This window comes from Bacillus cereus group sp. BfR-BA-01380, from assembly GCF_022663535.1.
In the GTDB taxonomy this organism is placed as follows: Bacteria; Bacillota; Bacilli; order Bacillales; family Bacillaceae_G; genus Bacillus_A; species Bacillus_A cereus_BB.
The window spans coordinates 35,292-58,167 of record NZ_JAKUFS010000007.1; the positions used below are offsets into that span (position 1 = coordinate 35,292).

Below are 22,876 nucleotides of genomic sequence, written 5' to 3' on the forward strand. Positions count from 1 at the left end.
AATGGTTACCTATATTTAATTAATGTACTTTCTAATGCTTTCGTTCTTTGCAGGGATGTTGTTTGCCTTTTACGGGTTGTGGCAGTTCCAAACATAATATTTTTAGAATCTAGACTATGTGTTCGATACGAGTTTGTATCTGGATTTTTTCCTTGTAGTTTTCGATGAGAGTAGAATAAAATATGTCCGAGTTCATGCGCAAGTGTATTTTCTAATGAAGATTTTGTGAGAATAATATGATTAAAACGGCTTTTTGTCATAAGGGAAGAGAACGATCGTCCCGTTGTATTATTTGAGAGGTGTCTTGCATTTGTATAAAAGATTGAAATGCTATTTGGATTTGGAAAGAGATATTTTCTTTCGCTAAATAATTGTTTTATATTTTTACTTTGTTTTTTCCGAAATGAAGTATCATTCGTTCGAATAGAAAAATCTTTCAGCATTGTGATGCTAGTAATAACAAATTCTATCTTCCATATTTTTGTTGCTAATTCAACTTGCTTCTTAATTTCTTTTTCTGATACATTACAGCCGGAAAGAGTAAAGATGCATAAGTTTATAAACGGAGTAGTGCGTTTGCTTTTAACTGTGGTTTCGCTGTTTGTTTTCTTTTCATTATTCAAAAAAAATCACACCTTTATGCTTGGACATATATATATAGTGTATGCATAAAGGAAAAGGTTGCTTGTATCATATAAGCAACCTACCGTCTATATTTTTATTCGTATTTGTGCTTTCCTTCTGTAATACGAATATATTCGATGTCCATTAAGTCGCGAAATAGTGCGCCATGACTTAATTCTACACCGTGTTTTTCTTTAAAGTGGGCACAAATTGTTTCTACCATGTCGATTTCTTGCCTATTTAAATCAAGTATAATACGTTCAGAACTTTCCATGTTATCTCTCCCATTTCTTTTTTCTTATCATAACCGCAGAGGAGAATTTTATCCCGCTATTTGCGGGCAGTAATACTCCCGCCTCAAAATTCAGCGGAAGCATTGTCCAGTTCCAGTGGCTAGAATGTTCGGTGGCTTCGCTTCTTCCTGCGAGGTAAAAAGCACCTCTACGTCAGAAGCTCCATCCCCCTCACATTCTGGACGAGCCGCTTCCGCTTTTCTTAAGAAGTTTAGGCGGGAGATAAACTGCCCGTAAAAGTCCGATTGGTGAGGGCTGATAATCAGTGGGGGATGAAGAAAACCCCCATTGATTAAAGTTTCACTTTATTTAACAGGAATGAAAAAACACCAAGCCTATTACATAGAGGCTTGGTGCGAATTTATTAAAGTTATTAAATTTCACCTTGTTCTTCTTCGCCGCGAACAACAAGGACATCGCAGTTCGCATAGCGAATAATATGTTCAGAGACGCTACCGATTAAGAAACGTTCTACTGCATTTAAACCAGTTGCACCGCAAATAATTAAATCAACTTTGTGCTTCGGTGCAATATCTTTTGAGATTTTTGATTTTGGATTTCCAAACTCTAATACAGTTTCTACTTTTGTAACACCTGCTTCTAGTGCAACCTTTTTGTAGTCTTCTAATAAATCTTCTGCAAATAAATTTGCGCGTTCTGCGATGGCACGGCTATATGCTTCTACCGCAGAGTAAGCCTTAACGTCAACGATATGAGTGATTGTTAATGTAGCATCGTTACGTTTTGCTACTTGAATTGCTTTTTTAAATGCTTTTTCAGCTTCCTTAGAGCCGTCGACTGCAATTAAAATATTTGTATATGTATTATTCATGAACAATTCCTCCCCATTTTATAAGCGTTATAACTCTTTACATCTTTATTATAAAGGAAATTATGGAAAATTGTTTGACAGAAACGTTACAGAATTTTGAAAACTCTGTAACGTTTCTGTCAAACATTTTAGTTGTAATTAAATGAAGAAGTTGTTACATATGAATTATAGCAAGAAAAAAGGAGGCTTATGTTTGTGAGACATGCGCTCATTACAGCCGGTACAAAAGGTTTAGGGAAGAGGGTAACAGAGAGTTTATTACATAAAGGTTATTCGATAACAGTAACATATCGCAGTGATGTACAAGCGATGGAAATGTTAAAGCGGCAATATAAACATCTTGCACATCGCATGCAATTTGTGCAAGCAGATGTAACGAAACAAGAAGATTTACATACAGTAGTAACAAAAGTGATGGATCGTTTTGGCCGCATTGATTTTCTCATTAATAATGCAGGTCCTTACGTATTCGAGCGTAAAAAGTTAGTTGAATATAATGATGATGAATGGAATGAAATGATTCATGGGAATTTAACGGCCGTATTTCATTTATTAAAGCTTGTTGTTCCTATTATGCGTCAGCAAAAATTTGGTCGTATTGTGAATTATGGATTTCAAGGAGCGGATAGCGCGCCAGGATGGGTATATCGCTCTGCTTTTGCGGCTGCAAAAGTCGGACTAGTCTCACTTACGAAAACAATTGCTTATGAAGAAGCTGAATATGGGATTACATCAAATATGATATGTCCTGGTGATATTATTGGTGATATGAAAGAAGCAACAATTGCTAAGGCACGTACATTATCCGATCATCGTACACCGATTGGTCGTTCTGGTACAGGGGAAGATATCGCTCGTACAATTTCATTTTTATGTGAGGAAGATTCAGATATGATTACGGGAACCATTATAGAAGTAACCGGAGCAATTGATGTCATTCATCGATATCGTCAAAATTAGACAAATTCTATCGGATAACTCGTAGTCTTTTTGTCAAAAAATGAAAAATTATGATAAAATATAAGAGAATAGAAAGCGCTTTATAAAAGTATAAATGCTAGAATTATTTAGGGGTAATTTTTATCATTTCAAGGGGGGATTTTTAATGCGTATCGGTGTACCGACAGAAATTAAAAACAATGAAAATCGTGTAGCAATGACACCAGCGGGTGTTGTTCATTTAGTTCACAACGGTCATGAAGTTTTTGTTCAAAAAGGTGCTGGTTTAGGGTCTGGATTTACAGATGAAGCGTATGTTGAAGCAGGCGCAACAATTGTAGAAACAGCACAAGAAGCTTGGAATCAAGAGATGGTTATGAAAGTAAAAGAGCCAGTTCCAAGTGAATACGGTTATTTCCGCGAAGGCTTAATTTTATTCACATACTTACACTTAGCTCCAGAACCAGAATTAACAAAAGCATTAATTGACAACAAAGTAGTTGGTATCGCTTATGAAACAGTTCAATTAGACAATCGTTCTTTACCACTGCTTGCACCTATGAGTGAAGTAGCAGGTCGCATGTCTGCACAAATTGGTGCACAATTCCTTGAAAAAACAAAGGGCGGTAAAGGTATTTTACTTGCAGGCGTTCCAGGAGTAAAACGCGGCAAAGTAACAATTATCGGCGGTGGTCAAGCTGGTACAAACGCAGCGAAAATTGCCGTTGGTCTAGGCGCGGAAGTAACAATTATCGACCTAAGCCCAGATCGTCTTCGTCAATTAGATGATATCTTCGGCAACCAAGTAACAACATTAATGTCTAACCCATATAACATCACAGAAGCTGTAAAAGAATCTGACCTTGTTATCGGTGCAGTATTAATTCCAGGTGCAAAAGCGCCAAAACTTGTAACAGAAGAAATGATTCAATCTATGGAACCAGGTTCTGTTGTAGTTGACATCGCAATTGACCAAGGTGGTATTTTTGAAACAACTGACCGCATTACAACACATGACAACCCAACTTATGAAAAACATGGCGTTGTTCATTACGCAGTTGCAAACATGCCTGGTGCGGTTCCGCGTACATCAACACTTGCGTTAACAAACGTAACAGTACCATACGCAGTACAAATCGCAAACAAAGGCTACAAAAAAGCTTGCTTAGATAACACTGCCTTATTAAAAGGTATTAATACATTAGATGGCTACGTAACATTTGAAGCAGTTGCAGAAGCACATGGTTTACAATATGCAGATGCAAAAGAGCTTCTTGAAAAAGCACCTGCTTTATCGTAAGAAGGACTGTAAAGCGACTATCCGTTGGATAGTCGCTTTTATTATGGTTTCATACGTGCTCGTGCAGTTTCACGTTGCCTATTTACAGGAATAGATTCCCCTGCCTTTGCTAACCAAAAACGCGGCATATGAACGTATACACTTTCGTATCGGTCTTTTTCCATAACATATGTTTCATGGAAAATACCAACTGGTTCAGTTTTGGAAGCTTTTAGGTTGATAAATTACCACAAGTTAACTTTGAAAATCTATATTTTGACTTTAATTTTTTGAATTTTTTATCTAATGAAACAAAAAAGTTTGATATAATAGAACTAGAAAAAATTGTAATAATATGTTTAATTGATGAGGAAGAGGAATAAAATGGGGAGAAAGAGTAATAGAAAGAGTAGTAGAAAGAAGAGGAACCATTATATACATCGAAAAAAAGAAATAAACAGTTCATTACAGAAGAAGCCTAGGTTTAAATTTATAAATTTCCTTAGGGATGCAGCTGGCATTGTCTATTTAGTGACTTGGATAGCCATTTTTGTTAGTTTAGATGATTCAGACATATCTTCAGGTTCTTTTAAAGGATTTCTATTTATTATTGCCTTATTGATAGCGATAGCTTTGTATATCTTATTGTTTAAAGAACTGTGGCCAGATAGAGGGAATAATACGAGTCAAAAAAGAAAAAAAGGTTCTTCTTATGATTCAAGTGGATTTATAAATGATAGTCATAGTCATAGTGATACCGATTGTAGTAGTTCAAGTGATGGTGGAGGAGATTGTGGCGGTGGTGGAGATTAAAGATGAGAGATATTTACCTTAAAGGCTTTCAAGTTTGTATGACTGTAATTGGATAGTTTTAGGGTAAATAATAATATCTAGAGGACGGGAATAAAGATGGAAAAGATAAATTTATTGGAATTAACTAAAGCGATTACAGAGCAACATAAAAATTTTGTTGTATCGAATGTCAATAATCATTGTTTGCGGATTGCGGTGTTTACAGGGGAATATGAATGGCACTATCATTCCAATTCAGATGAGTTATTTATAGTACTTGAGGGAGAGCTGCTTATTGATTTTCAAGATAAGGAGACAGCTATTTTAAAATCAAATGATTCGATCTTAATTCCAGCTGGTACAATTCATAGAACGAGAGCATTAAAGCGCACGGTAAATCTTTGCTTTGAAAATTTAGAGGCCGATACAGTTATTGTGGAATAGATATAAAGAGTTAAGTATGAGACGAATTTTTCTAATCTTACAAGAAAATATATAGGCCTCACCTTTCGAATACTCAATATGTAACTAAGTAGTATAAATACAAGTTAAAAAAACGATATAAAAACACCCTTTCTTTTAAGGGGGGGACGAGAGCATCTGGCTGTGCATAGAAGCGGTCAGTTCCTTTTTCTGCCACATGCAAGGTTTAAAACAAAAGGAGAAAGCGAGTACAGGTCATGTTGTATTCTGCATAGCAGTGACTTGTATGTCGGAAAATTTTTAAAATGGATTCGTATAAAGCGAAACTTCCATCAGTGGGGGTTTTCTTCATCCCCCACTGATGGTTAGCCCGCCCAATCGGGCTCTTACGGGCAGTTATCCCCCCGCCTATCTTCTTTGCTTTCTCTTAATCTTGAGGTGGGGGTCTTACTGCCCGTTAGTGCGGGATAAATACTAATTTAGAGAGAATTTTAGGGAAATTATTAATTAAGAAAAAACTTTTGTGGTATAATATGGAGTTTATGTTACTGATTTTAATAAATAATATTCATAATTAAGGATGACATATAAGATGAGAGAAAAGAGAATGGGAAGGACGTTTTTTAAATTCGTATTTATTGTAGCATGCACGGCTATGGTAAGTGCGTGTGGAAAGAATGGGGTAGACGGGACATGGGAATTGTCTCAAAGTAAACAAAATCAATGTCCGGTATATTATAAGTTTGAAACGGTTACAAAAACGGAAAAGAAAAAGGAAGTTATTTATCATTTAGTAGAGATGTATACAAATGTGCAGAAAGAACAAGACAAATATAAAGGGACGTACAAACAAGAGGATAAAGGAAATTCATATATTCTTGATTATGGAAATTCCTTCACTTCAAAACAGCGGATGAAAAGAGATGGAGACAAGTTAGAGTTGTTTTTCAGTGATGTAGATAAACGATGTACGTATAAGAAGGGTACATAAAAATAAAAGAAAAGGTAGTTTAGCGTTAGTGAGATTGAGAGCACATCAAATATTGATGTGCTTATTATTTTTGAACATTTTTTATAAAGTTTGTATACATTTTACATTTTCAAACGTTAATTACATAGAAAGGAGCGAGTGATGAATTATGATACATACGAAGTACTGTTACTAGAAAAATCAAAAGCAGTATATCAATACTTACGAAAGCTTGGCGTTGAAACAAAAGAAGCTGAAGACATTGTGCAAGACACGCTGTATAAGGCGTTGCTTCTTATGGAAGATATTCCGTTAGATCGATTGACTCCGTGGCTGTTTCGCGTTGCTATTAATCAGCATCGCGATATATATCGAAAAACAAAACGCTTAAACCCAATTGCGCTGGAATCCGCTGTGCTCATTGGTCAAAAATCACTGGAAGATGTCATGCTAACGAAAGAACTACAAGGGGAAGTACAAGAAATTTTAGAAACGATGAACCAAGATTACAAACATATTTTATTACTAAAGTACGAATACGAGCTCTCCTATAAAGAAATTGCAAATTTATTAGGAATGAAAGAGGATACGGTCAAAACAAATTTATACAGAGCACGAAATCAATTTAAAGAATTGTATAGGAGGAAAGCAGATGAGTCGTAAAGATTTTGATTTAAATATGGATGATAAGCAAATGAAGGCTTTGATGAAAAAAGCGAAGCGGAAGCATTTGTTACGAAACTGGATTATATCCATTTGTACCACGATTATCGTTCTTGCTGGGACTTTTAGTATTATTGTTTATTTTACACAAGAAAATTTCAAAAAAATGGACCGAGAAGTGTATGCATTACATGGTATTCAGGGCCCTAATATGAGGTTTTATGCGCATACGAAATTAAGTATGGGAGTAACGGGTGGAACTATGATGTATAGCTCATACAAGAATATAGCTGGTCAACCAGTTAAATGGATTGATGAAATATATGAGTATTCTATATGGGGAGTTAGTCGGGTGAATCATAATGGTAATACACATTTAGAGGAAGAGGTTTCAAATAAGAAAGATGACTTTGAACCAATGCCAGACTATAACATACAAACAATGCAAAGAGAAATGCGTTTTTATTTACCGTTTATGAAATATGTAAACTATGTAAATGATTTAGAGAACATAGGAGAAATGAAAAATAAAGTGGCTGAAGTTGCTTTGTCCTTCGATAAAGTGTATACAGCGGAGCAAGTTGTCGAGATGTTACCGAAAGATATACGACCAGCTTGGTTTTGGGTAGATACATACGATGAAAAAAAAGGAGATTCTTACGTAGGATTAGTTGATCCTGAAAGCGGTGGAGTTTTAAATGCTGAGATGTCTTTCCATGTATTTGGATTTGAAGGTAGTCATGCTAAGAAGATGGAAGATGTTCAGAATGATATAAAGAGAAATAGTGAAGGATTTCTTAGCTCAATGAGACTTTTAACAGATGATAAAAGTGTAATTGGATTTAGAGACCATTATCGTAAGAATTATCAAGAAGTAAAAAACATTCCTCCAAAAGACCTACCCATTTACGGTATAGTCGTAACAGGGACAACAGAATCACTCAAACAACTGCAAGGAGCGCCTTATGTGAAAGCGGCTGTTCGAGGAGTGATGGTTGATAAGCAATAGATGAGAGGGAGTTATGATGAAAGGAATATACGTAACCATTTATATGATCCTATTCTTAATTGGAGTGTCTTACTATGTAGAGCAGTATTATGATGGAGCTATGAGTGAATTTGTGAGTGGATTTTGTATGTCGGTAGCTGTTTTTATGAACGTCATATCAATCATTCTCGTACGACTTCAATTAAAAATAAGGGAAAGAAAAGAAGGTACCTTTTAAAGCACCTTCTTTTTTACATGATATTTATTTTACAAACTGCAATTCTTTCGGGAACTTCGTTAAAATTTCTACGCCATCTTTCGTTACGTAAACATCATCTTCAATACGAACGCCGCCTACGTTTGGTACGTAAATACCTGGCTCGATTGTGAAGACCATTCCTTCTCGTAATGGAGAGTTGTTACCTTCTTTTACGTCTGGATATTCGTGAACGCTAATGCCAAGTCCGTGGCCAAGGCGGTGCGGGAAGAAGTCGCCGTAGCCAGCATCTGCGATAACAGAACGAGCAGCACGGTCGATTTCACTAAATGTTGCGCCTGGTTTACATGATTCAACAGCGTTTAATTGACCTTTTAATACAGTTTCATAAATGCGTTTTTGTTCGTCTGAAATTTCGCCAAATGCAACTGTACGTGTAATATCAGAGCAATAACCTTCGATAATAACACCTAAGTCAAATAGAACGAAATCGCCGCGCTGCATTTTATTTGCACCTGGAACGCCGTGCGGAAGTGCAGAGTTTGCACCTGTTAGTACCATTGTGTCAAAGGACATTTTATGTATGCCTTTTTTCTTTAATTCATGCTCAATTGTTGCAAGTACTTCAAGTTCACTGCGATTCTCTTGAATGGCATTTACCCCAATTTCAACTGCATAATCAGCCATCGCAGCAGCTTCGCGTAAAATTGCAAGCTCTTTTTCGTCTTTAATTAAGCGAAGTTCGCGTACTTTTTCTTCAGCAGATCTGAAAGTTGCTTTTGGGAATAATTGTGATAAGTGCTCGTAACGTTCTACGTTTAAATGTTCTTTTTCAATTGCTACTGCACCTGCATCGATGCCGCGTGCTTCAATTGCTTTTGCAATCATATCCCATGGGTTGTCTGTATCTGTATATCCAATAATTTCATGAGTCCAGCCAGCGCTTCTTGCGTGTCCTTCTTCCATTTTTGGACAAATTAACATCGGTTCTTTTTCTTGGAATACAAATAGGCCAAGTAGTCTTTCGTGCGGTTCACAGTGGAAGTTCGTCATATAGAAGACGCTCGGTGTAGAAGTTAAGAATGCAGCTTCTGTATTTTGTTCTTGCAGCCATTGCATTAATTTTTCTAATCTAGTATTCATAGATTTGCACCTCCGAAATTTTCATTACATGTATAACTTTACATCGAGTGAAAGTGTTATGACAAGCAAATCGATATTTGAAAAGACAGGAAATTGTGAAATCGTGTAGAATAAAAGGTGTGAATGTGAATAAGGGAGGAATGTAGCAATGAAAGTATCTTATCACGGGCATTCAGTTGTAAAGATTGAAACAAATGGAAAGGTTATTTTAATTGATCCATTTATTACAGGAAATCCGAAAACAGATTTAAACGTAGAAGATGTAACAGTAGATACGATTATTCTTTCTCATGGTCATGGCGATCATGTTGGAGATACAATAGAACTAGCGAAGAAACATAACGCAGTTGTTGTGGCACCATTTGAACTAGCAACATTTTTAGGGTGGCAAGGCGTGAATACACATCCGATGCATATCGGTGGTTCGCATGTGTTTGATTTTGGTAAAGTGAAATTTACACAAGCATTCCATGGGTCTAGCTATATTGATGAAGAAAATCAGACAATTACATATACAGGAATGCCAGCCGGAATTTTATTTACCGCAGAAGAAAAAACAATTTATCATGCGGGAGATACCGCTTTATTTTCTGATATGAAGTTAATCGGTTCTCTTAATAACATCGATTTAGCATTTTTACCAATTGGGGATAATTTTACAATGGGATCAGAAGATGCTGCGTTAGCAGCAGAATGGATCGGAGCAAAAGTTGTTGTGCCGATGCACTATAATACGTTTCCAGTCATCCAGCAAGATCCGCACCTTTTTGTCCAAAAACTAACAAGTAGTACAGGTAAGGTGTTAGAAGTTGGGGAAAGTATTACGCTATAAGAAAGAAACCCTTCATTTGAAAAGACAAGTGAAGGGTTTTTTATGTGTGTAATACAGGCTTGAAAGTATATGCTTGTTTTGGTGTTTCTTTTGTCTTTGGTAATGTTTGTTCTGGTTCCTCATTTAATTTCATTGCAACCTTTTTTCCATCGACCAAAGCTAAAAATACAGCACCTACAACTTCTAAGAATCTTCTCATTTTCATTCGCTCCTTTGTTTGATTTCTTGTCTTTATTGTATCTTGGAAATGATGGACAAACTATCGAATGAGATGACAATAGCATTACACTCTTGTAAGAATGTGAATAATGGAGTGTAAGAATCATTTTGTTATAAAAAAAATAGTACAGATATAGGAACATGCAGTGTAACAGTTTTGGAAATATAGTATACTAAAAATACAACACATGAAGAATTTAGGGAAAAGAAAGTATGGTGAAATTATTTGGCTACGAAACACAACCGAATTTTGGAGTATATCAACAGTTTGCCAATTGGGCATAAAATTTCTGTGCGCCAAATCGCAAAAGAGCTTGGCGTGAGTGAAGGAACGGCGTATCGTGCGATTAAAGATGCGGAAAATAAAGGCTATGTAAGTACAATTGAACGGGTCGGGACAATTCGTATTGAACAAAAAAAGAAAGAAAATATCGAAAAGCTAACATTTGCGGAAGTTGTTAACATAGTTGATGGTCAAGTACTTGGCGGAAGAGAAGGTTTACATAAAACGTTAAATAAATTTGTAATTGGGGCAATGAAACTAGAAGCGATGATGCGCTATACAGAAGCCGGAAATTTACTTATTATCGGAAACCGTACACAAGCACATCAATTAGCACTTGAAGAGGGAGCAGCTGTACTCATTACAGGTGGATTTGATACAGAAGAGCATGTGAAGAAATTAGCAGATGAGTTAAAGTTGCCGATTATTTCCAGTAGCTATGATACATTTACAGTAGCCACGCTTATTAACCGTGCCATTTATGATCAGCTTATTAAAAAAGAAATTGTTCTTGCTGAAGATATTTTAACACCAATTGAAGAAACGCTATGTTTACAGCCAAATGATACAGTAGAAAAATGGCATAAGTATAATGAAGAAACGATGCATGGTCGTTATCCGATTGTAGATGAAGCAAATAAAGTGTTAGGTATTGTAACGTCTAAAGATATGATTGGTGTAGCAAGAGACACACCAATTGAAAAAGTAATGACAAAACAGCCGATTACTGTAAACGGAAAAATGTCTGTTGCAGCAGCGGCGCGTATGATGGTATGGGAAGGGATTGAACTTCTTCCTGTTGTTGACGATAGCAATACATTGCAAGGGATTATTAGTCGCCAAGATGTGCTGCAAGCACTCCAAATGATTCAGCGTCAGCCGCAAGTCGGAGAAACGATTGACGATATTGTAACGAATCAATTTATGAATCAGAAAGAAGCAAAACAAGATCATGCGTATCATTTTTCTGTCACTCCGCAAATGACAAATTCGATTGGAACTTTGTCGTACGGCGTATTTACAACAATTGTGACAGAAGCGACCAATCGTGTACTGCGCGCGCTGAAAAAAGGTGACATCATTGTTGAAAACTTAACCATTTACTTTGTAAAACCGGTTCAAATTGACAACATTGTATCCGTCCATCCGAAAGTATTAGAAATTGGACGTAAATTTGGTAAGGTTGAAGTAGAAGTACGTTACGAAGGTAATGTTGTTGGAAAAGCATTACTTATGGTGCAATTGATCGATCGTTAAGAGGGAAAAGCTGTCTGAAAGGGCAGCTTTTCTTGTATAAATAAATAGGTTCGTCACCAAAAGACGGGGGTGACATATAGATAGATGTACACTCCACTCCGAGTGGACGCTTTCCGCGGGCGAGAGCGAGCCTCCTCGGCAAGCCTGCGGGGTCTCACTTTCCTCGCTATTCCCGCAGGAGTCGCCACTCTCCGTTCCGTGTATTAAAAATGATTCATTTTCAAAAAATCACCCCTAAGTTACGGTATTGATTATGTTATTTGCAAGTATCTTTTTTGGAGGCATTGCCCTTTTTTACTTTCTAATGATGATTCCGATTCAATATTCCTATATATCCGGTTTGAAAGAAAGAATGAAAAGAACAGGTTTTACGCAAAATGAGTTATATGAAAAGATGTCATTTGAAGAAGAACAAGCACATTTCAATTTGCAGGGAAGTTTGTTTAATTTACCGTCTGCCCTTGTTGCGAATTATATATAAATTGCGTCATCGTTAATCACAAAAGAAAAGCGTTCATCCTTTCAGCGAATATTGATGAAAGAATGAACGTTTTTTATTGGACTGCAATGCCAAATTTACGCAAAGCAAGTGCTTGAAAAGTTTGCCTATCAATCGTTTGTTTAGATTTCTGTTTTCCTTTTGTTACGGTATACGTTTTGTCTGTCAGTGTAATGTGACCATCGTCTGTTCGTTTTGCAAGAAGTGGAGATTTATTAAAGGGTGATTGTTCATGGTGGGTAATGATTTGTTGTGCGTTCTGTAAAGCTGTTTCATCAATTGGCGATGTGAAGAAGTCATAGCCAATTTCTAAAGTGCCATTTTGATATTTTTCAAATGCATATTCTCCGAAAGTTGTTTCTTTCTTTTGAATGCGGTATTCCCCTGTTGAAGAATGTACTAGTTTCCCTGTAAACGGAAGAGGTTGCAGAGCATGATGGGAACCGAAACCAACATCGATTAGGTATGGCTGACTATTATGCTGAAGAATCGTTGCAAAGTGTGTTCCAATTAGTCGGATTTCTCCATCATTAAATACAGTGCCGCATATCATATGGACTTGAAATCCTAGCTCTTTTAAAGCGTAGTAAAATAAAGGATTCAGTTCATAGCAAACACCGCCGCGCCGGTTGTCTATAATCTTTCTTTTTAAATCTTCAAAGGTAAGATCAATGTTTTCCTTCTGGATAATGCTCATATTTTCAAATGGTATATGCTTCGCAAATTGAGATTGCAACGTACAAATATCTTCAAAAGTTACCTCTTGTTTTTCATATTGAATCCGGTTGAAAAAATCGTTTAGAAAGGTATTCATTTCATCTCACTCCAATTATTTTTGTAACTGTTCTGCCTCTTCAATCGCAAGCGGTAAGAAATGTTTATATTGGCGAATGCCGTTATAAATACTAGCTCCGCCAACGATTGCAAATAAAACGCCAACGATAATACGAGCTGTTGAAATTTCTAGGAAAAATTGATTTACACCAAATAAGGCAACGAATAATCCGAGGGCAATGGCTGATTTTCCTGCAAGCCATCCTTTCTCCATCGAACGATTTGTACGAAAATATTTTGTTTTGTAGAAGAGATACAACATAAATGTAACGATAATACAAAAGACTAATACTGGCATGACCACAATCCCCCATCTATTTGTATGTTCTTTCTTTATTGTAATTCAATTCTCCCCCTGTATGAAGTGTTTTGAGCTATAATAGGAATAAATTGGCCAAAAAGGAGATTTTATATATGCATGAGAAAATTTTAGGAGCAATTAAGCAATTTGATACAATTATTATCCATCGTCATGTTCGTCCAGATCCAGATGCATTAGGTTCGCAGTGCGGTCTTGGTACGATGCTGCAAGAGTCGTTCCCAGAGAAAAAGATTTATATGGTAGGATACAACGAACCGTCTTTAGCGTACTTACACGTAATGGATGAAATTGATGATGCTACGTATGAAGAGGCACTTGTAATCGTTTGTGATACAGCAAATCAAGAGCGTGTTTGCGATCAACGTTATACAAAAGGAAAGAAGTTAATTAAAATTGATCATCATCCGAATGAAGATCCATACGGCGATATTGTTTGGGTAGATACAACATCTAGTTCTACAAGTGAATTAATTTATGAATTTTACTTATACGGTAAGGATAAAGGATTAACGTTATCAACAGAAGCGGCACGTCTTATTTTAGCGGGTATAGTTGGTGATACAGGACGGTTCTTATTCCCAAGTACATCTGCTAAAACACTTCGTTATGCATCTGAACTTGTGGGAATGGGAGTTGAATTCCCCGCGTTATATGATGAAATGTATAAAACAAATGAGCGTATTGCTCGTTTAAATGGTTACATTTTACAAAACTTTACGATGACAGCAGAAGGTGCAGCGTGCGTTAAGTTACCAAAAGAAGTACTAGAACAATTTGGTGTGCTTCCGTCTCAAGCTTCAGGAGTTGTTGGGGCGCTTGGAAATATTGAAGGATTAAAAGCGTGGGTACTATTTTTAGAGGAAGAAGATGTAATTCGTGTTCGTCTTCGTTCAAAAGGTCCGGTTATTAATACATTAGCGATGCGATATAACGGCGGAGGGCATCCGATGGCGTCCGGGGCAAAAGCTTTTTCTTGGGAAGAAACAGACCGCATTTTTGCAGACTTACGTGAATTGTGTAAATAAGAAGAAAGGTAGAGGGAGCTCTACCTTTCTTGTTTTATTTTGACGCTAATTGCAAGTGTTGTGTCAAACGAAACTGTTTCGATTTCGAATCGATAGACACGGTCGTAATATTTATATACTTTATTTTCAATGGCCTTTTTCAGTAGCTCTTTATTATTGGCGACGCTTCGAATATTTTGGGTGAGTAAGTGACGGAGATCATCGCGAATTGATGTCGTTAAAGTTTCAACGGTAAGAGAATTTAAATTATATTTCTCGTAATCGACAATTTCAATTTCAATTTCTTGAATGGTTAACATATTTTTATTTTCTTCATTTTCTTTCTTTTGATCTTCCGTGAGTACACGTAAATCTTCGGTTAGTTTTTTTATTTGTGCTTCTTGTGTTTCGAGTGTTTTAGTTTGTTCTTCTTGAAACACGCCGTATATGTATAAAAAAATAATCCAACTTAAAATACCACCAACAGCCGCACCGCCTAAAAATAATTTCCAGCGATTAGAGAGCGAGCTTGGGACTTTCATATGTGCTCCTGTGTAATCCATTTAATAATCGTGAATCCAGTTTGCATGCCGCCTGTGGCAAAGAAAATAAGGAGAATTTGTTTCGCAATATCTTTTGTATCTCCTCCAAAAAAGCTGCGTTCAAAGCTATAAAATGTATCAAAAGTTCCGCCAATGGCAGCGACAAGAGCCCAAATTCGTAAGTTCTCTGCAAATTGCGTAATCATTGTGAGCGGTGGTTTCCCTACTAAAAAAGCACCGATTCCACCAATTAATGAGCCGCCAATCATAACACCAAGAGCAAGAAAATAGCTTGTAATGAGAAGAGAGAAAAAGCTTTGGTTCACTTCCATCATCATTCTCCTTTCTTTTTTATGTATATGGACAAAGAAGGGGAAGTATGTTTTGATTTCACGTATAATAGGAAGTAGTCAAATAGATAAAGAGAGGGTATAAAAGTGAAGTTTGTGCATTTACAATGTCAAACCGTTTATAGTTTATTGAAAAGTGCTTGTAAAATAGATGAGCTTGTTCATCAAGCGAAAGAATTTGGGTTTCCGGCATTAGCAATTACAGATGAAAATGTGATGTATGGTGTGATTCCGTTTTATAAAGCTTGTAAAAAAGCCGGGATTCAGCCGATTATCGGTTTAACAGCTTCCATATGGAATGAAGAGGAGGATCAGTCGTATCCGCTTGTTTTACTGGCTGAAAACGAAACTGGGTATCGGAATTTACTTAAAATTTCTAGCAGTATTATGACAAAGTCAAAAGACGGTATTCCAAAGAAATGGCTTGCGCATTATGCAGAGGGATTAATTGCGATTTCTCCAGGGAAAGATGGGGAAATTGAAAAGCTTTTATTGCAAGGAAAACATGAGGCCGCTGCGGAAGTAGCAAATATGTATAAACATATATTTTCCAGCTTTTATATAAGCGTGCAACACCATGCCATTCAAGAGGAATTGTTGCTTCAAGAAGAGCTTCTACCATTTGCGAAGCAGCTTGAGATTCCACTTGTGGCGACAAATGATATTCGTTATGTAAAACAAAGCGATGCAATTGTGCAGGAGTGTTTATTATCTGTTCGTAGTGGAACGAAAATGACCGATTCGGAAAGGCCGCGTTTGCAGACTGATCAATATTATATGAAATCAGCTTCTGAAATGGAGGCGTTATTTGCTTCTATGCCAGAAGCGATTCAAAATACATTCCGTATTGCTGAGCGTTGTCACGTAGAAATTCCGTTTCATACAAATCAATTGCCAAAGTTCCCAGTACCAACAAATGAGTCATCTGATCAATTTTTGCGCCGCCTTTGTGAAGAAGGTTTGAAGAAGCGATATGTGGCGGTGACAGATGTGCATAATTTGCGTTTAAATCATGAACTGCATACCATTTCTCGCATGGGATTTAGTGATTATTTTCTTATTGTATGGGACTTTATGAAATACGCTCACGAGCATCGTATTTTAACAGGACCAGGCCGTGGTTCGGCAGCTGGGTCACTTGTATCTTATGTGCTCGAAATTACGGACATCGACCCGATTCAATACAATTTACTATTTGAACGTTTCTTAAATCCGGAGCGCGTTACACTTCCTGATATCGATATTGATTTTCCAGATATTCGCCGCGATGAAATGATTCGTTATGTGAAAAATAAGTACGGAGAACTGCGCGTAGCTCAAATTGTAACGTTTGGAACACTTGCAGCAAAAGCGGCAATTCGTGATATTGCAAGAGTAATGGGACTACCGCCAAATGAAATTGATATTTTTTCAAAACATATTCCGTCTAAAGTTGGGATTACATTAGAAGAAGCTTACGCAGAATCGCCATCGCTGCAAAGTTATCTGCAAAGTAACCTGATTTTTCAAAGGGTATTTGATATTGCAAAGCGTGTAGAAGGTTTGCCGCGTCATACGTCTATTCATGCAGCCGGAGTGATTATGAGTGAAGAGCCGCTTACAAAAAGTGTTGCCATTCAAGGCGGCCATGATGATGTATACGTCACGCAATACCCAGCAGAAGTATTAGAAGAACTGGGTCTGTTAAAAATGGACTTTCTTGGTCTGCGGAATTTAACATTGCTTGAAAATATTCGCATGTTTATTGCGAAGACAACGGGGACAAGTTTAGATATACGGAAATTGCCTCTTCAAGATGCAAATACATTTTCATTGCTTGGACGAGGAGATACGACAGGAATCTTTCAGCTCGAATCAAGCGGAATGCGGAATGTTTTGCGTTCGTTAAAACCGAATGAATTTGAAGATATTGTTGCAGTTAACGCATTATATCGTCCAGGACCGATGGAGCAAATTCCCGTTTTTATTGATTCCAAACATGGGAAACGTGCCATTCATTATTTACATCCCGATTTGAAACCAATTTTAGAAAATACGTATGGCGTTATCGTTTATCAAGAACAAATTATGCAAATTGCCTCTCGTTTAGCAGGATTTTCTCTTGGCGAGGCTGACTTATTACGCCGCGCCGTAAGTAAGAAAAATCGTGATATTTTAGACGAAGAGCGCATGCACTTCGTGAAAGGGTGCTTACAAAATGGATATGATGAAGAAACTGCCCAGCAAATTTATGATTTAATTGTTCGATTTGCCAATTATGGATTCAACAGAAGTCATGCAGTTGCTTATAGTATGATTGGATATCAGCTTGCTTATTTAAAAGCGAATTATCCGCTTCAGTTTATGACAGCATTATTATCAAGTGCAATTGGAAATGAAGAGAAGATTGTGCAATATGTCAGGGAAACGAAGCGGAAAGGGTTCCGTGTTTTACCTCCGTCTCTTCATAAGAGCAGTTATGAGTTTCGGGTGGAGGAAAATGCGATTCGGTATAGTTTACTTGCGATTCGCAATGTAGGGATGGCGACAGTAAATGCTTTAATTGAAGAAAGAAATAAAAAGCCATTTCAAGATTTATTTGAGTTTTGTTTGCGCATGCCGGCGAAATTTGTGACAGAGCGTAATTTAGAAACAATGATTTGGGCCGGTTGTTTTGATGATTTTAACGTTTCGCGTGCAGCCTTATGTAACAGTATTAAAGGTGCATTAGAATATGCGAGCTTGGCCCGGGAAATTGGTGAGGAGCTTGTGCCGAAGTCAGAATATGCACAAGAGGCGGAGCTATCTTTTATCCAGCAATTAAATAAGGAAAAAGAAGCGTTAGGCTTTTATTTATCAAGTTATCCAACCGCACAGTATGCAAAGCTTGTTAAGGAATTGGAAATCCCAACACTTGTAGAGGCGATGAAGCAGCAAAGAAAAGTGCAACGGGCCATTGTATATTTGACAAGTATAAAAGTAATTCGGACGAAAAAATTACAAAAAATGGCGTTTATCACGTTTTGTGATCAAAACCATGAAATGGAAGGAGTTGTATTTCCGGAAACGTATATCCATTTTAAAGAGCGATTACAAGAAGGCGAAATTGTATTAATAGAGGGGACAATTGAACAGCGAAACAATAAGCTGCAATGGATTGCAAATGGATTGTATTCGTTAGAGAAAATGGATACTTACGAGGAAATGAAAGACGCTTCTATTTACGTGAAAATACCATCGCAGTATGAAAAAAGGCTGTTAAACAATGTCACAAAAATATTGTTTAACTATTCAGGTTTTGCGAAAGTACTAATTTATTATGAAAAAGAGCATAAGATGGTACAATTACCTCGTAGCTTATCCATTCATCCAAGTGAGGAATGTTTACAAGCGCTTTACGAGATAGTCGGAAAAGAAAATGTCGTTGTAAAAATATAATGGACAATTTCCTACCATTTCGATTATAGTAGTAATATCGTTCGTGGTCAGACCACCTTGGAGAATGAATAACGTTATGCAGCAAGAAAATTTGAGGAGAGTGGATCGTTTGTCAACACTTCGTGAAGAAGCACTTCACATGCATAGAGTGCATCAAGGAAAATTAGAAACAGTATCAAAAGTAAAGGTAGAAAATGCAAAAGATTTAAGTCTTGCGTATTCTCCAGGGGTTGCAGAACCATGTAAAGTTATTTATGACGATAAGAGCAAGGTATACGAATATACAATGAAGGGCAATATGGTAGCAGTTGTAACAGATGGAACGGCTGTATTAGGTCTTGGAAATATTGGACCGGAAGCATCACTTCCTGTTATGGAAGGTAAAGCTGTATTATTTAAGAGCTTTGCTGGTGTAGATGCATTTCCAATTGCTTTAAATACAAATGATGTAGATAAAATTGTTGAAACTGTAAAATTAATGGAGCCAACTTTTGGCGGCGTAAACCTAGAAGATATTGCAGCACCAAACTGCTTTATTATTGAAGAGCGTTTGAAAAAAGAAACAAATATTCCTGTATTCCACGATGACCAGCACGGAACAGCAATTGTAACAGTAGCGGGTCTTGTGAATGCATTAAAACTAGTTGGAAAGAAAATGTCTGATATTAAAGTTGTTGCAAACGGTGCTGGGGCAGCGGGCATTGCAATTATTAAACTTTTATATCGCTACGGTGTACGCGACATTATTATGTGCGATACGAAAGGTGCGATTTTTGAAGGACGCCCTGTCGGTATGAATCCTGTGAAAAATGAAGTTGCAAAATATACGAATAAAAATCGTGTAGAAGGTTCATTGGCAGAAGTGATTCAAGATGCAGATGTATTCATCGGTGTATCTGCAGAAGGCGCATTAACAGAAGAAATGGTTCGTTCTATGAACGAAGATGCAATTATCTTTGCGATGGCGAATCCAAATCCAGAAATTATGCCAGGCATGGCAAAAGCAGCTGGAGCGGCAGTTGTAGGTACGGGACGCTCGGATTTCCCGAACCAAGTAAACAACGTGTTAGCTTTTCCAGGTATTTTCCGCGGTGCTCTTGATGTACATGCAACGCAAATTAACGAAGAAATGAAAGTGGCAGCAGTACAAGCTATTGCTGAACTTGTATCAGAAGAAGAGTTAAGTGCTGATTATATTATTCCAGCTCCATTCGATGTACGCGTAGCACCACAAGTAGCAGCGTATGTTGCCAAAGCTGCGATGGAAACAGGTGTTGCTCGCCGTCAAGTTGATCCACAGGAAGTAGCTGAAAGAACGAGAAATTTAGCGATTATCGGCAAAGAATAAGCGAGGAATGTTCATTGACATCATCACAAACAAAAGTATATCTAGAAATAGTGAAAAAAATCCGTTTGATCATACAAGAGGATGGACTGAAGGCGGGCGATCGCCTTCCATCTGAACGTGAGCTAAGTGCTCGTTTAAATGTCGGACGTTCATCTGTTCGTGAAGCGCTCAGATCATTAGAACTAGTAGGGCTCATTGAAACGAGGCGCGGTGAAGGGACGTTCATTCGAAACTTTTATGAAAACGGTTTGGTGCAATTGATTGCACCGTTCGTATTACAAGATGAAAAGACGCGGCGGGATTTGTTACAAACGAAAGAATTGCTTGAGAAAGATGCGATTCGAGTTTTGTGTCAAACGCAGGCAGAAAACAGCTTAGAGGCATTTCATCATATTTTTTCTGATGAACAATCATCTATCGTAGTATTTCATCAAACCTTTTTAAAGACGCTTGTAGAACAAGTCGATAATTATTTAATGTATCGTGTTTGGATGATTGTACATGACTACGCTTCAACGATTTCTTGTGATGTTCATTTAAACGCGCGAGAGTTACATGAAAAGCTATATATAGCATTACAGAATAGACAAGAACAAACAGCATTAGAACTTTATGATGCAATAATGGAAAATATACAGTTTCATTTGTAAGTTTACCTTGCTTACACATGTATGAATAAGCAAGATAAACGTTTACTTTATACAAAATTTGTCGAAATAACCATGACACGTTCTGACACAAATTCTGCAAGATAACGTTTAAAGTTAAACGTAAAGAGACGGGTTATAAGGCAAATTGAGAAAATAAGGCTAACACCAATTGATTTAGGTGTTAGCCCCATTTTCTTACTCGTTAACCTTAGCTCTTTTATCACCTAAAGGAGGGTCAAACTTTGCTACGAGATTTATTCCTAAAGAAGAAAAAGTATGCTGCAATTCCTTCAGAGCAGGTACGAAAAGATGTACCGGACGGTGTCATGACAAAATGTCCGAAATGCAAAAAAATCATGTATACGAAAGAACTTCTGAAAAATTTAAAAGTATGTGTCAACTGTGGCTATCATCACCCGATGAATGCATGGGAGCGTCTTGAAAGTTTGTTAGATGAAAATTCATTTCGTGAATATGACAAAGAAATGATTTCGGCAAACCCGCTTCAATTCCCAGGCTACGAGGAGAAACTTGAGAGTGATCGTAAAAAAACCGGATTAAATGAAGCGGTTGTGACAGGAGAAGGAACAATCGAGGATATGCTTGTTGTTGTTGCGGTTATGGATTCAAGGTTTCGAATGGGAAGCATGGGCTCTGTTGTAGGTGAAAAAATTGCGCGTGCTGTAGAAAAAGCATATGAAATGAAAGCGCCGTTTCTTATTTTTACTGCATCAGGCGGAGCTCGTATGCAAGAGGGTATTTTAAGCTTAATGCAAATGGCGAAGACAAGTATAGCTTTGAAAAAACATAGCAATGCAGGTGGTTTATTCATTTCAATTATGACACACCCAACGACAGGTGGGGTTTCCGCGAGTTTTGCTTCACTTGGTGATTACAATTTAGCAGAACCTGGTGCATTAATTGGGTTTGCTGGTCGTCGTGTAATTGAACAGACGGTTCGTGAGAAATTGCCGGAGGATTTCCAAACGGCAGAGTTTTTATTAGAACACGGACAATTAGATGCAGTTGTGCATCGCAATGATATGAGAGACACGCTCCGTAAGATTTTAGAAGTTCATCAAGGGGAGGAAGTGGTGTCATGGCAGAATTAGAATTTGAAAAACCAGTTGTTGAGCTAAGAAATAAAATTAGCGAGTTAAAAGAGTATACGAAAAACAGCCAGATGGACTTCAGTGAAGAGATTCGTATCTTGGAAGGTAAATTGGAGCATTTAGAAGAAGAAATATACGGTAACCTGAAAGTATGGGACCGTGTTCAAATTGCTCGTCATGCCGAAAGACCGACAACATTGGATTACATCCAGCACTTATTTACTGATTTTTTTGAATGTCATGGAGATCGCCTATTTGGTGATGATGCAGCAATTGTCGGCGGGATTGCGAAATATAACGGGATGCCTGTTACAGTAATTGGTCATCAACGCGGGAAAGATACGAAAGAAAATATTCGCCGTAATTTCGGAATGCCTCATCCAGAAGGGTATCGCAAAGCGTTGCGTCTTATGAAGCAAGCTGAAAAATTCAATCGTCCAATCATCTGTTTTGTTGATACAAAAGGTGCATATCCAGGAAAGGCAGCTGAAGAGCGTGGACAAAGTGAAGCAATTGCGCGCAATTTATTTGAAATGGCTGGACTCACTGTACCTGTTATTTGTATTGTCATTGGTGAAGGTGGAAGTGGCGGTGCATTAGGCCTTGGTGTAGGTAATTATGTACACATGCTAGAAAACTCCACATATTCGGTTATTTCGCCTGAAGGAGCAGCGACAATTCTTTGGAAAGATGCTACGAAATCAAAAGAAGCTGCAGAAACGATGAAAATTACAGCAGCTAATTTGAAAGAATTAGGTGTCATTGATGAAATTATTCCAGAAGCTCGCGGCGGTGCACATCGCGATGTAGTGAAGCAAGCGGAATATATGAATCGTACATTGCAGAAAACATTCCAACAATTAGAAGGCGTTTCGAAAGAGCAACTAGTCGAAAATCGCTATAAAAAATATATGAAAATTGGGCAAGTTTCGTTTTCAAACGCTTCCATTGGGGTAAAATAGAAAAAGCGTGCGTTCCATCTCGCGAATGCACGTTTTTCTTATGAAAAGACACATCTTCTCCATTGTCATTTTGTATTTCTTC

The 22,876-nt window shown here is 37.4% G+C and carries 27 protein-coding genes; 17 read left to right on the plus strand and 10 right to left on the minus strand.

Annotated elements, in window-relative coordinates:
- Positions 1-5: 5 nt before the first annotated feature.
- The 3 genes from MR076_RS08540 to MR076_RS08550 all read right to left on the minus strand — a co-directional run bounded on the left by MR076_RS08540 (position 6) and on the right by MR076_RS08550 (position 1,749).
- Complete coding sequence (locus MR076_RS08540; protein WP_035435675.1) at positions 6-623, minus strand: hypothetical protein; 618 nt, start codon at positions 621-623, stop codon at positions 6-8.
- Between the two features lie 95 nt (positions 624-718).
- Positions 719-898, minus strand: a complete 180-nt coding sequence (locus tag MR076_RS08545; RefSeq protein WP_242219651.1) for a ProA domain protein — start codon at positions 896-898, stop codon at positions 719-721.
- Between the two features lie 392 nt (positions 899-1,290).
- The gene (locus MR076_RS08550; protein ID WP_242219653.1) at positions 1,291-1,749 is read right to left on the minus strand and encodes a universal stress protein; all 459 of its coding nucleotides are present in this window, start codon (positions 1,747-1,749) and stop codon (positions 1,291-1,293) included.
- A 189-nt stretch (positions 1,750-1,938) separates the two neighbouring features.
- On the opposite strand from MR076_RS08550, the gene MR076_RS08555 reads away from it, so the two are divergent.
- Positions 1,939-2,709, plus strand: coding sequence for an SDR family oxidoreductase (locus MR076_RS08555; protein WP_242219654.1), 771 nt, complete (start codon positions 1,939-1,941; stop codon positions 2,707-2,709).
- Positions 2,710-2,854: 145 nt separating this feature from the next.
- Positions 2,855-3,988: an alanine dehydrogenase gene (gene ald, locus MR076_RS08560; RefSeq protein ID WP_242219657.1), complete on the plus strand. Its 1,134-nt coding sequence runs from the start codon at positions 2,855-2,857 to the stop codon at positions 3,986-3,988.
- Between the two features lie 41 nt (positions 3,989-4,029).
- Here the strand turns inward: ald and MR076_RS08565 are convergent, their stop codons facing one another.
- Positions 4,030-4,209 carry a monooxygenase family protein gene (locus tag MR076_RS08565; protein ID WP_313897317.1) on the minus strand — a complete coding sequence of 60 codons (180 nt, stop codon included), beginning with the start codon at positions 4,207-4,209 and terminating at the stop codon, positions 4,030-4,032.
- Between the two features lie 142 nt (positions 4,210-4,351).
- On the opposite strand from MR076_RS08565, the gene MR076_RS08570 reads away from it, so the two are divergent.
- From MR076_RS08570 to MR076_RS08595, 6 genes are all read left to right on the plus strand, one after another.
- Positions 4,352-4,780: a hypothetical protein gene (locus MR076_RS08570; RefSeq protein WP_242219659.1), complete on the plus strand. Its 429-nt coding sequence runs from the start codon at positions 4,352-4,354 to the stop codon at positions 4,778-4,780.
- 96 nt (positions 4,781-4,876) lie between these two features.
- Positions 4,877-5,203 (plus strand): cupin domain-containing protein, encoded by a 327-nt coding sequence (locus MR076_RS08575; RefSeq protein WP_242219661.1) that lies wholly within the window; start codon positions 4,877-4,879, stop codon positions 5,201-5,203.
- A gap of 571 nt (positions 5,204-5,774) precedes the next feature.
- Positions 5,775-6,173: a hypothetical protein gene (locus MR076_RS08580; RefSeq protein WP_242219663.1), complete on the plus strand. Its 399-nt coding sequence runs from the start codon at positions 5,775-5,777 to the stop codon at positions 6,171-6,173.
- 141 nt (positions 6,174-6,314) lie between these two features.
- The gene (locus MR076_RS08585) at positions 6,315-6,815 is read left to right on the plus strand and encodes an RNA polymerase sigma factor (protein ID WP_242219665.1); all 501 of its coding nucleotides are present in this window, start codon (positions 6,315-6,317) and stop codon (positions 6,813-6,815) included.
- Entirely contained in the window at positions 6,805-7,824 is a 1,020-nt protein-coding gene (locus MR076_RS08590; protein ID WP_242219667.1) for an anti-sigma factor, read from the plus strand. Before MR076_RS08585 ends, MR076_RS08590 begins: the two co-directional genes overlap by 11 nt.
- A 13-nt stretch (positions 7,825-7,837) precedes the next feature.
- The gene (locus tag MR076_RS08595; protein ID WP_242219669.1) at positions 7,838-8,041 is read left to right on the plus strand and encodes a hypothetical protein; all 204 of its coding nucleotides are present in this window, start codon (positions 7,838-7,840) and stop codon (positions 8,039-8,041) included.
- A gap of 24 nt (positions 8,042-8,065) precedes the next feature.
- Here MR076_RS08595 and pepQ read toward each other — a convergent pair whose 3' ends face one another.
- Positions 8,066-9,163: a Xaa-Pro dipeptidase gene (gene pepQ, locus MR076_RS08600; protein ID WP_242219671.1), complete on the minus strand. Its 1,098-nt coding sequence runs from the start codon at positions 9,161-9,163 to the stop codon at positions 8,066-8,068.
- Positions 9,164-9,311: 148 nt separating this feature from the next.
- Between pepQ and MR076_RS08605 the strand changes: the two genes are divergently transcribed.
- Positions 9,312-9,995: a metal-dependent hydrolase gene (locus tag MR076_RS08605; protein ID WP_242219673.1), complete on the plus strand. Its 684-nt coding sequence runs from the start codon at positions 9,312-9,314 to the stop codon at positions 9,993-9,995.
- A 40-nt stretch (positions 9,996-10,035) separates the two neighbouring features.
- Here MR076_RS08605 and MR076_RS08610 read toward each other — a convergent pair whose 3' ends face one another.
- Positions 10,036-10,194, minus strand: a complete 159-nt coding sequence (locus tag MR076_RS08610) for a hypothetical protein (RefSeq protein WP_242219675.1) — start codon at positions 10,192-10,194, stop codon at positions 10,036-10,038.
- Positions 10,195-10,440: 246 nt separating this feature from the next.
- On the opposite strand from MR076_RS08610, the gene MR076_RS08615 reads away from it, so the two are divergent.
- A complete protein-coding gene (locus MR076_RS08615) occupies positions 10,441-11,754 on the plus strand; it encodes a DRTGG domain-containing protein (RefSeq protein ID WP_242219677.1) in 1,314 nt (437 codons plus the stop codon).
- A gap of 253 nt (positions 11,755-12,007) precedes the next feature.
- On the plus strand, positions 12,008-12,235 hold the full coding sequence (locus tag MR076_RS08620) for a DUF3949 domain-containing protein (protein WP_242219679.1): 228 nt from the start codon (positions 12,008-12,010) through the stop codon (positions 12,233-12,235).
- A gap of 73 nt (positions 12,236-12,308) precedes the next feature.
- Here the strand turns inward: MR076_RS08620 and MR076_RS08625 are convergent, their stop codons facing one another.
- Positions 12,309-13,067, minus strand: a complete 759-nt coding sequence (locus MR076_RS08625) for an arylamine N-acetyltransferase family protein (RefSeq protein WP_242219681.1) — start codon at positions 13,065-13,067, stop codon at positions 12,309-12,311.
- Positions 13,068-13,082: 15 nt separating this feature from the next.
- On the minus strand, positions 13,083-13,385 hold the full coding sequence (locus MR076_RS08630) for a YtpI family protein (RefSeq protein WP_242219683.1): 303 nt from the start codon (positions 13,383-13,385) through the stop codon (positions 13,083-13,085).
- A gap of 116 nt (positions 13,386-13,501) precedes the next feature.
- Here MR076_RS08630 and MR076_RS08635 point away from each other — a divergent pair, with 116 nt between their 5' ends.
- Positions 13,502-14,434 carry a DHH family phosphoesterase gene (locus MR076_RS08635; RefSeq protein ID WP_242219685.1) on the plus strand — a complete coding sequence of 311 codons (933 nt, stop codon included), beginning with the start codon at positions 13,502-13,504 and terminating at the stop codon, positions 14,432-14,434.
- A 20-nt stretch (positions 14,435-14,454) separates the two neighbouring features.
- Here the strand turns inward: MR076_RS08635 and ytrI are convergent, their stop codons facing one another.
- Positions 14,455-14,955, minus strand: a complete 501-nt coding sequence (gene ytrI, locus MR076_RS08640; protein ID WP_242219687.1) for a sporulation membrane protein YtrI — start codon at positions 14,953-14,955, stop codon at positions 14,455-14,457.
- Positions 14,952-15,293 (minus strand): sporulation membrane protein YtrH, encoded by a 342-nt coding sequence (gene ytrH / locus MR076_RS08645; RefSeq protein WP_242219688.1) that lies wholly within the window; start codon positions 15,291-15,293, stop codon positions 14,952-14,954. Before ytrH ends, ytrI begins: the two co-directional genes overlap by 4 nt.
- A 99-nt stretch (positions 15,294-15,392) precedes the next feature.
- Here ytrH and dnaE point away from each other — a divergent pair, with 99 nt between their 5' ends.
- From dnaE to accA, 5 genes are all read left to right on the plus strand, one after another.
- Entirely contained in the window at positions 15,393-18,722 is a 3,330-nt protein-coding gene (gene dnaE / locus MR076_RS08650; RefSeq protein ID WP_242219690.1) for a DNA polymerase III subunit alpha, read from the plus strand.
- A gap of 76 nt (positions 18,723-18,798) precedes the next feature.
- Positions 18,799-20,070: an NADP-dependent malic enzyme gene (ystJ, locus tag MR076_RS08655; RefSeq protein ID WP_242219988.1), complete on the plus strand. Its 1,272-nt coding sequence runs from the start codon at positions 18,799-18,801 to the stop codon at positions 20,068-20,070.
- A 14-nt stretch (positions 20,071-20,084) separates the two neighbouring features.
- Entirely contained in the window at positions 20,085-20,720 is a 636-nt protein-coding gene (locus MR076_RS08660) for a FadR/GntR family transcriptional regulator (RefSeq protein ID WP_242219693.1), read from the plus strand.
- Positions 20,721-20,962: 242 nt separating this feature from the next.
- Complete coding sequence (gene accD / locus MR076_RS08665) at positions 20,963-21,832, plus strand: acetyl-CoA carboxylase, carboxyltransferase subunit beta (protein WP_090916378.1); 870 nt, start codon at positions 20,963-20,965, stop codon at positions 21,830-21,832.
- Entirely contained in the window at positions 21,820-22,794 is a 975-nt protein-coding gene (accA, locus tag MR076_RS08670) for an acetyl-CoA carboxylase carboxyl transferase subunit alpha (RefSeq protein WP_242219695.1), read from the plus strand. Before accD ends, accA begins: the two co-directional genes overlap by 13 nt.
- Positions 22,795-22,876 lie beyond the last annotated feature (82 nt).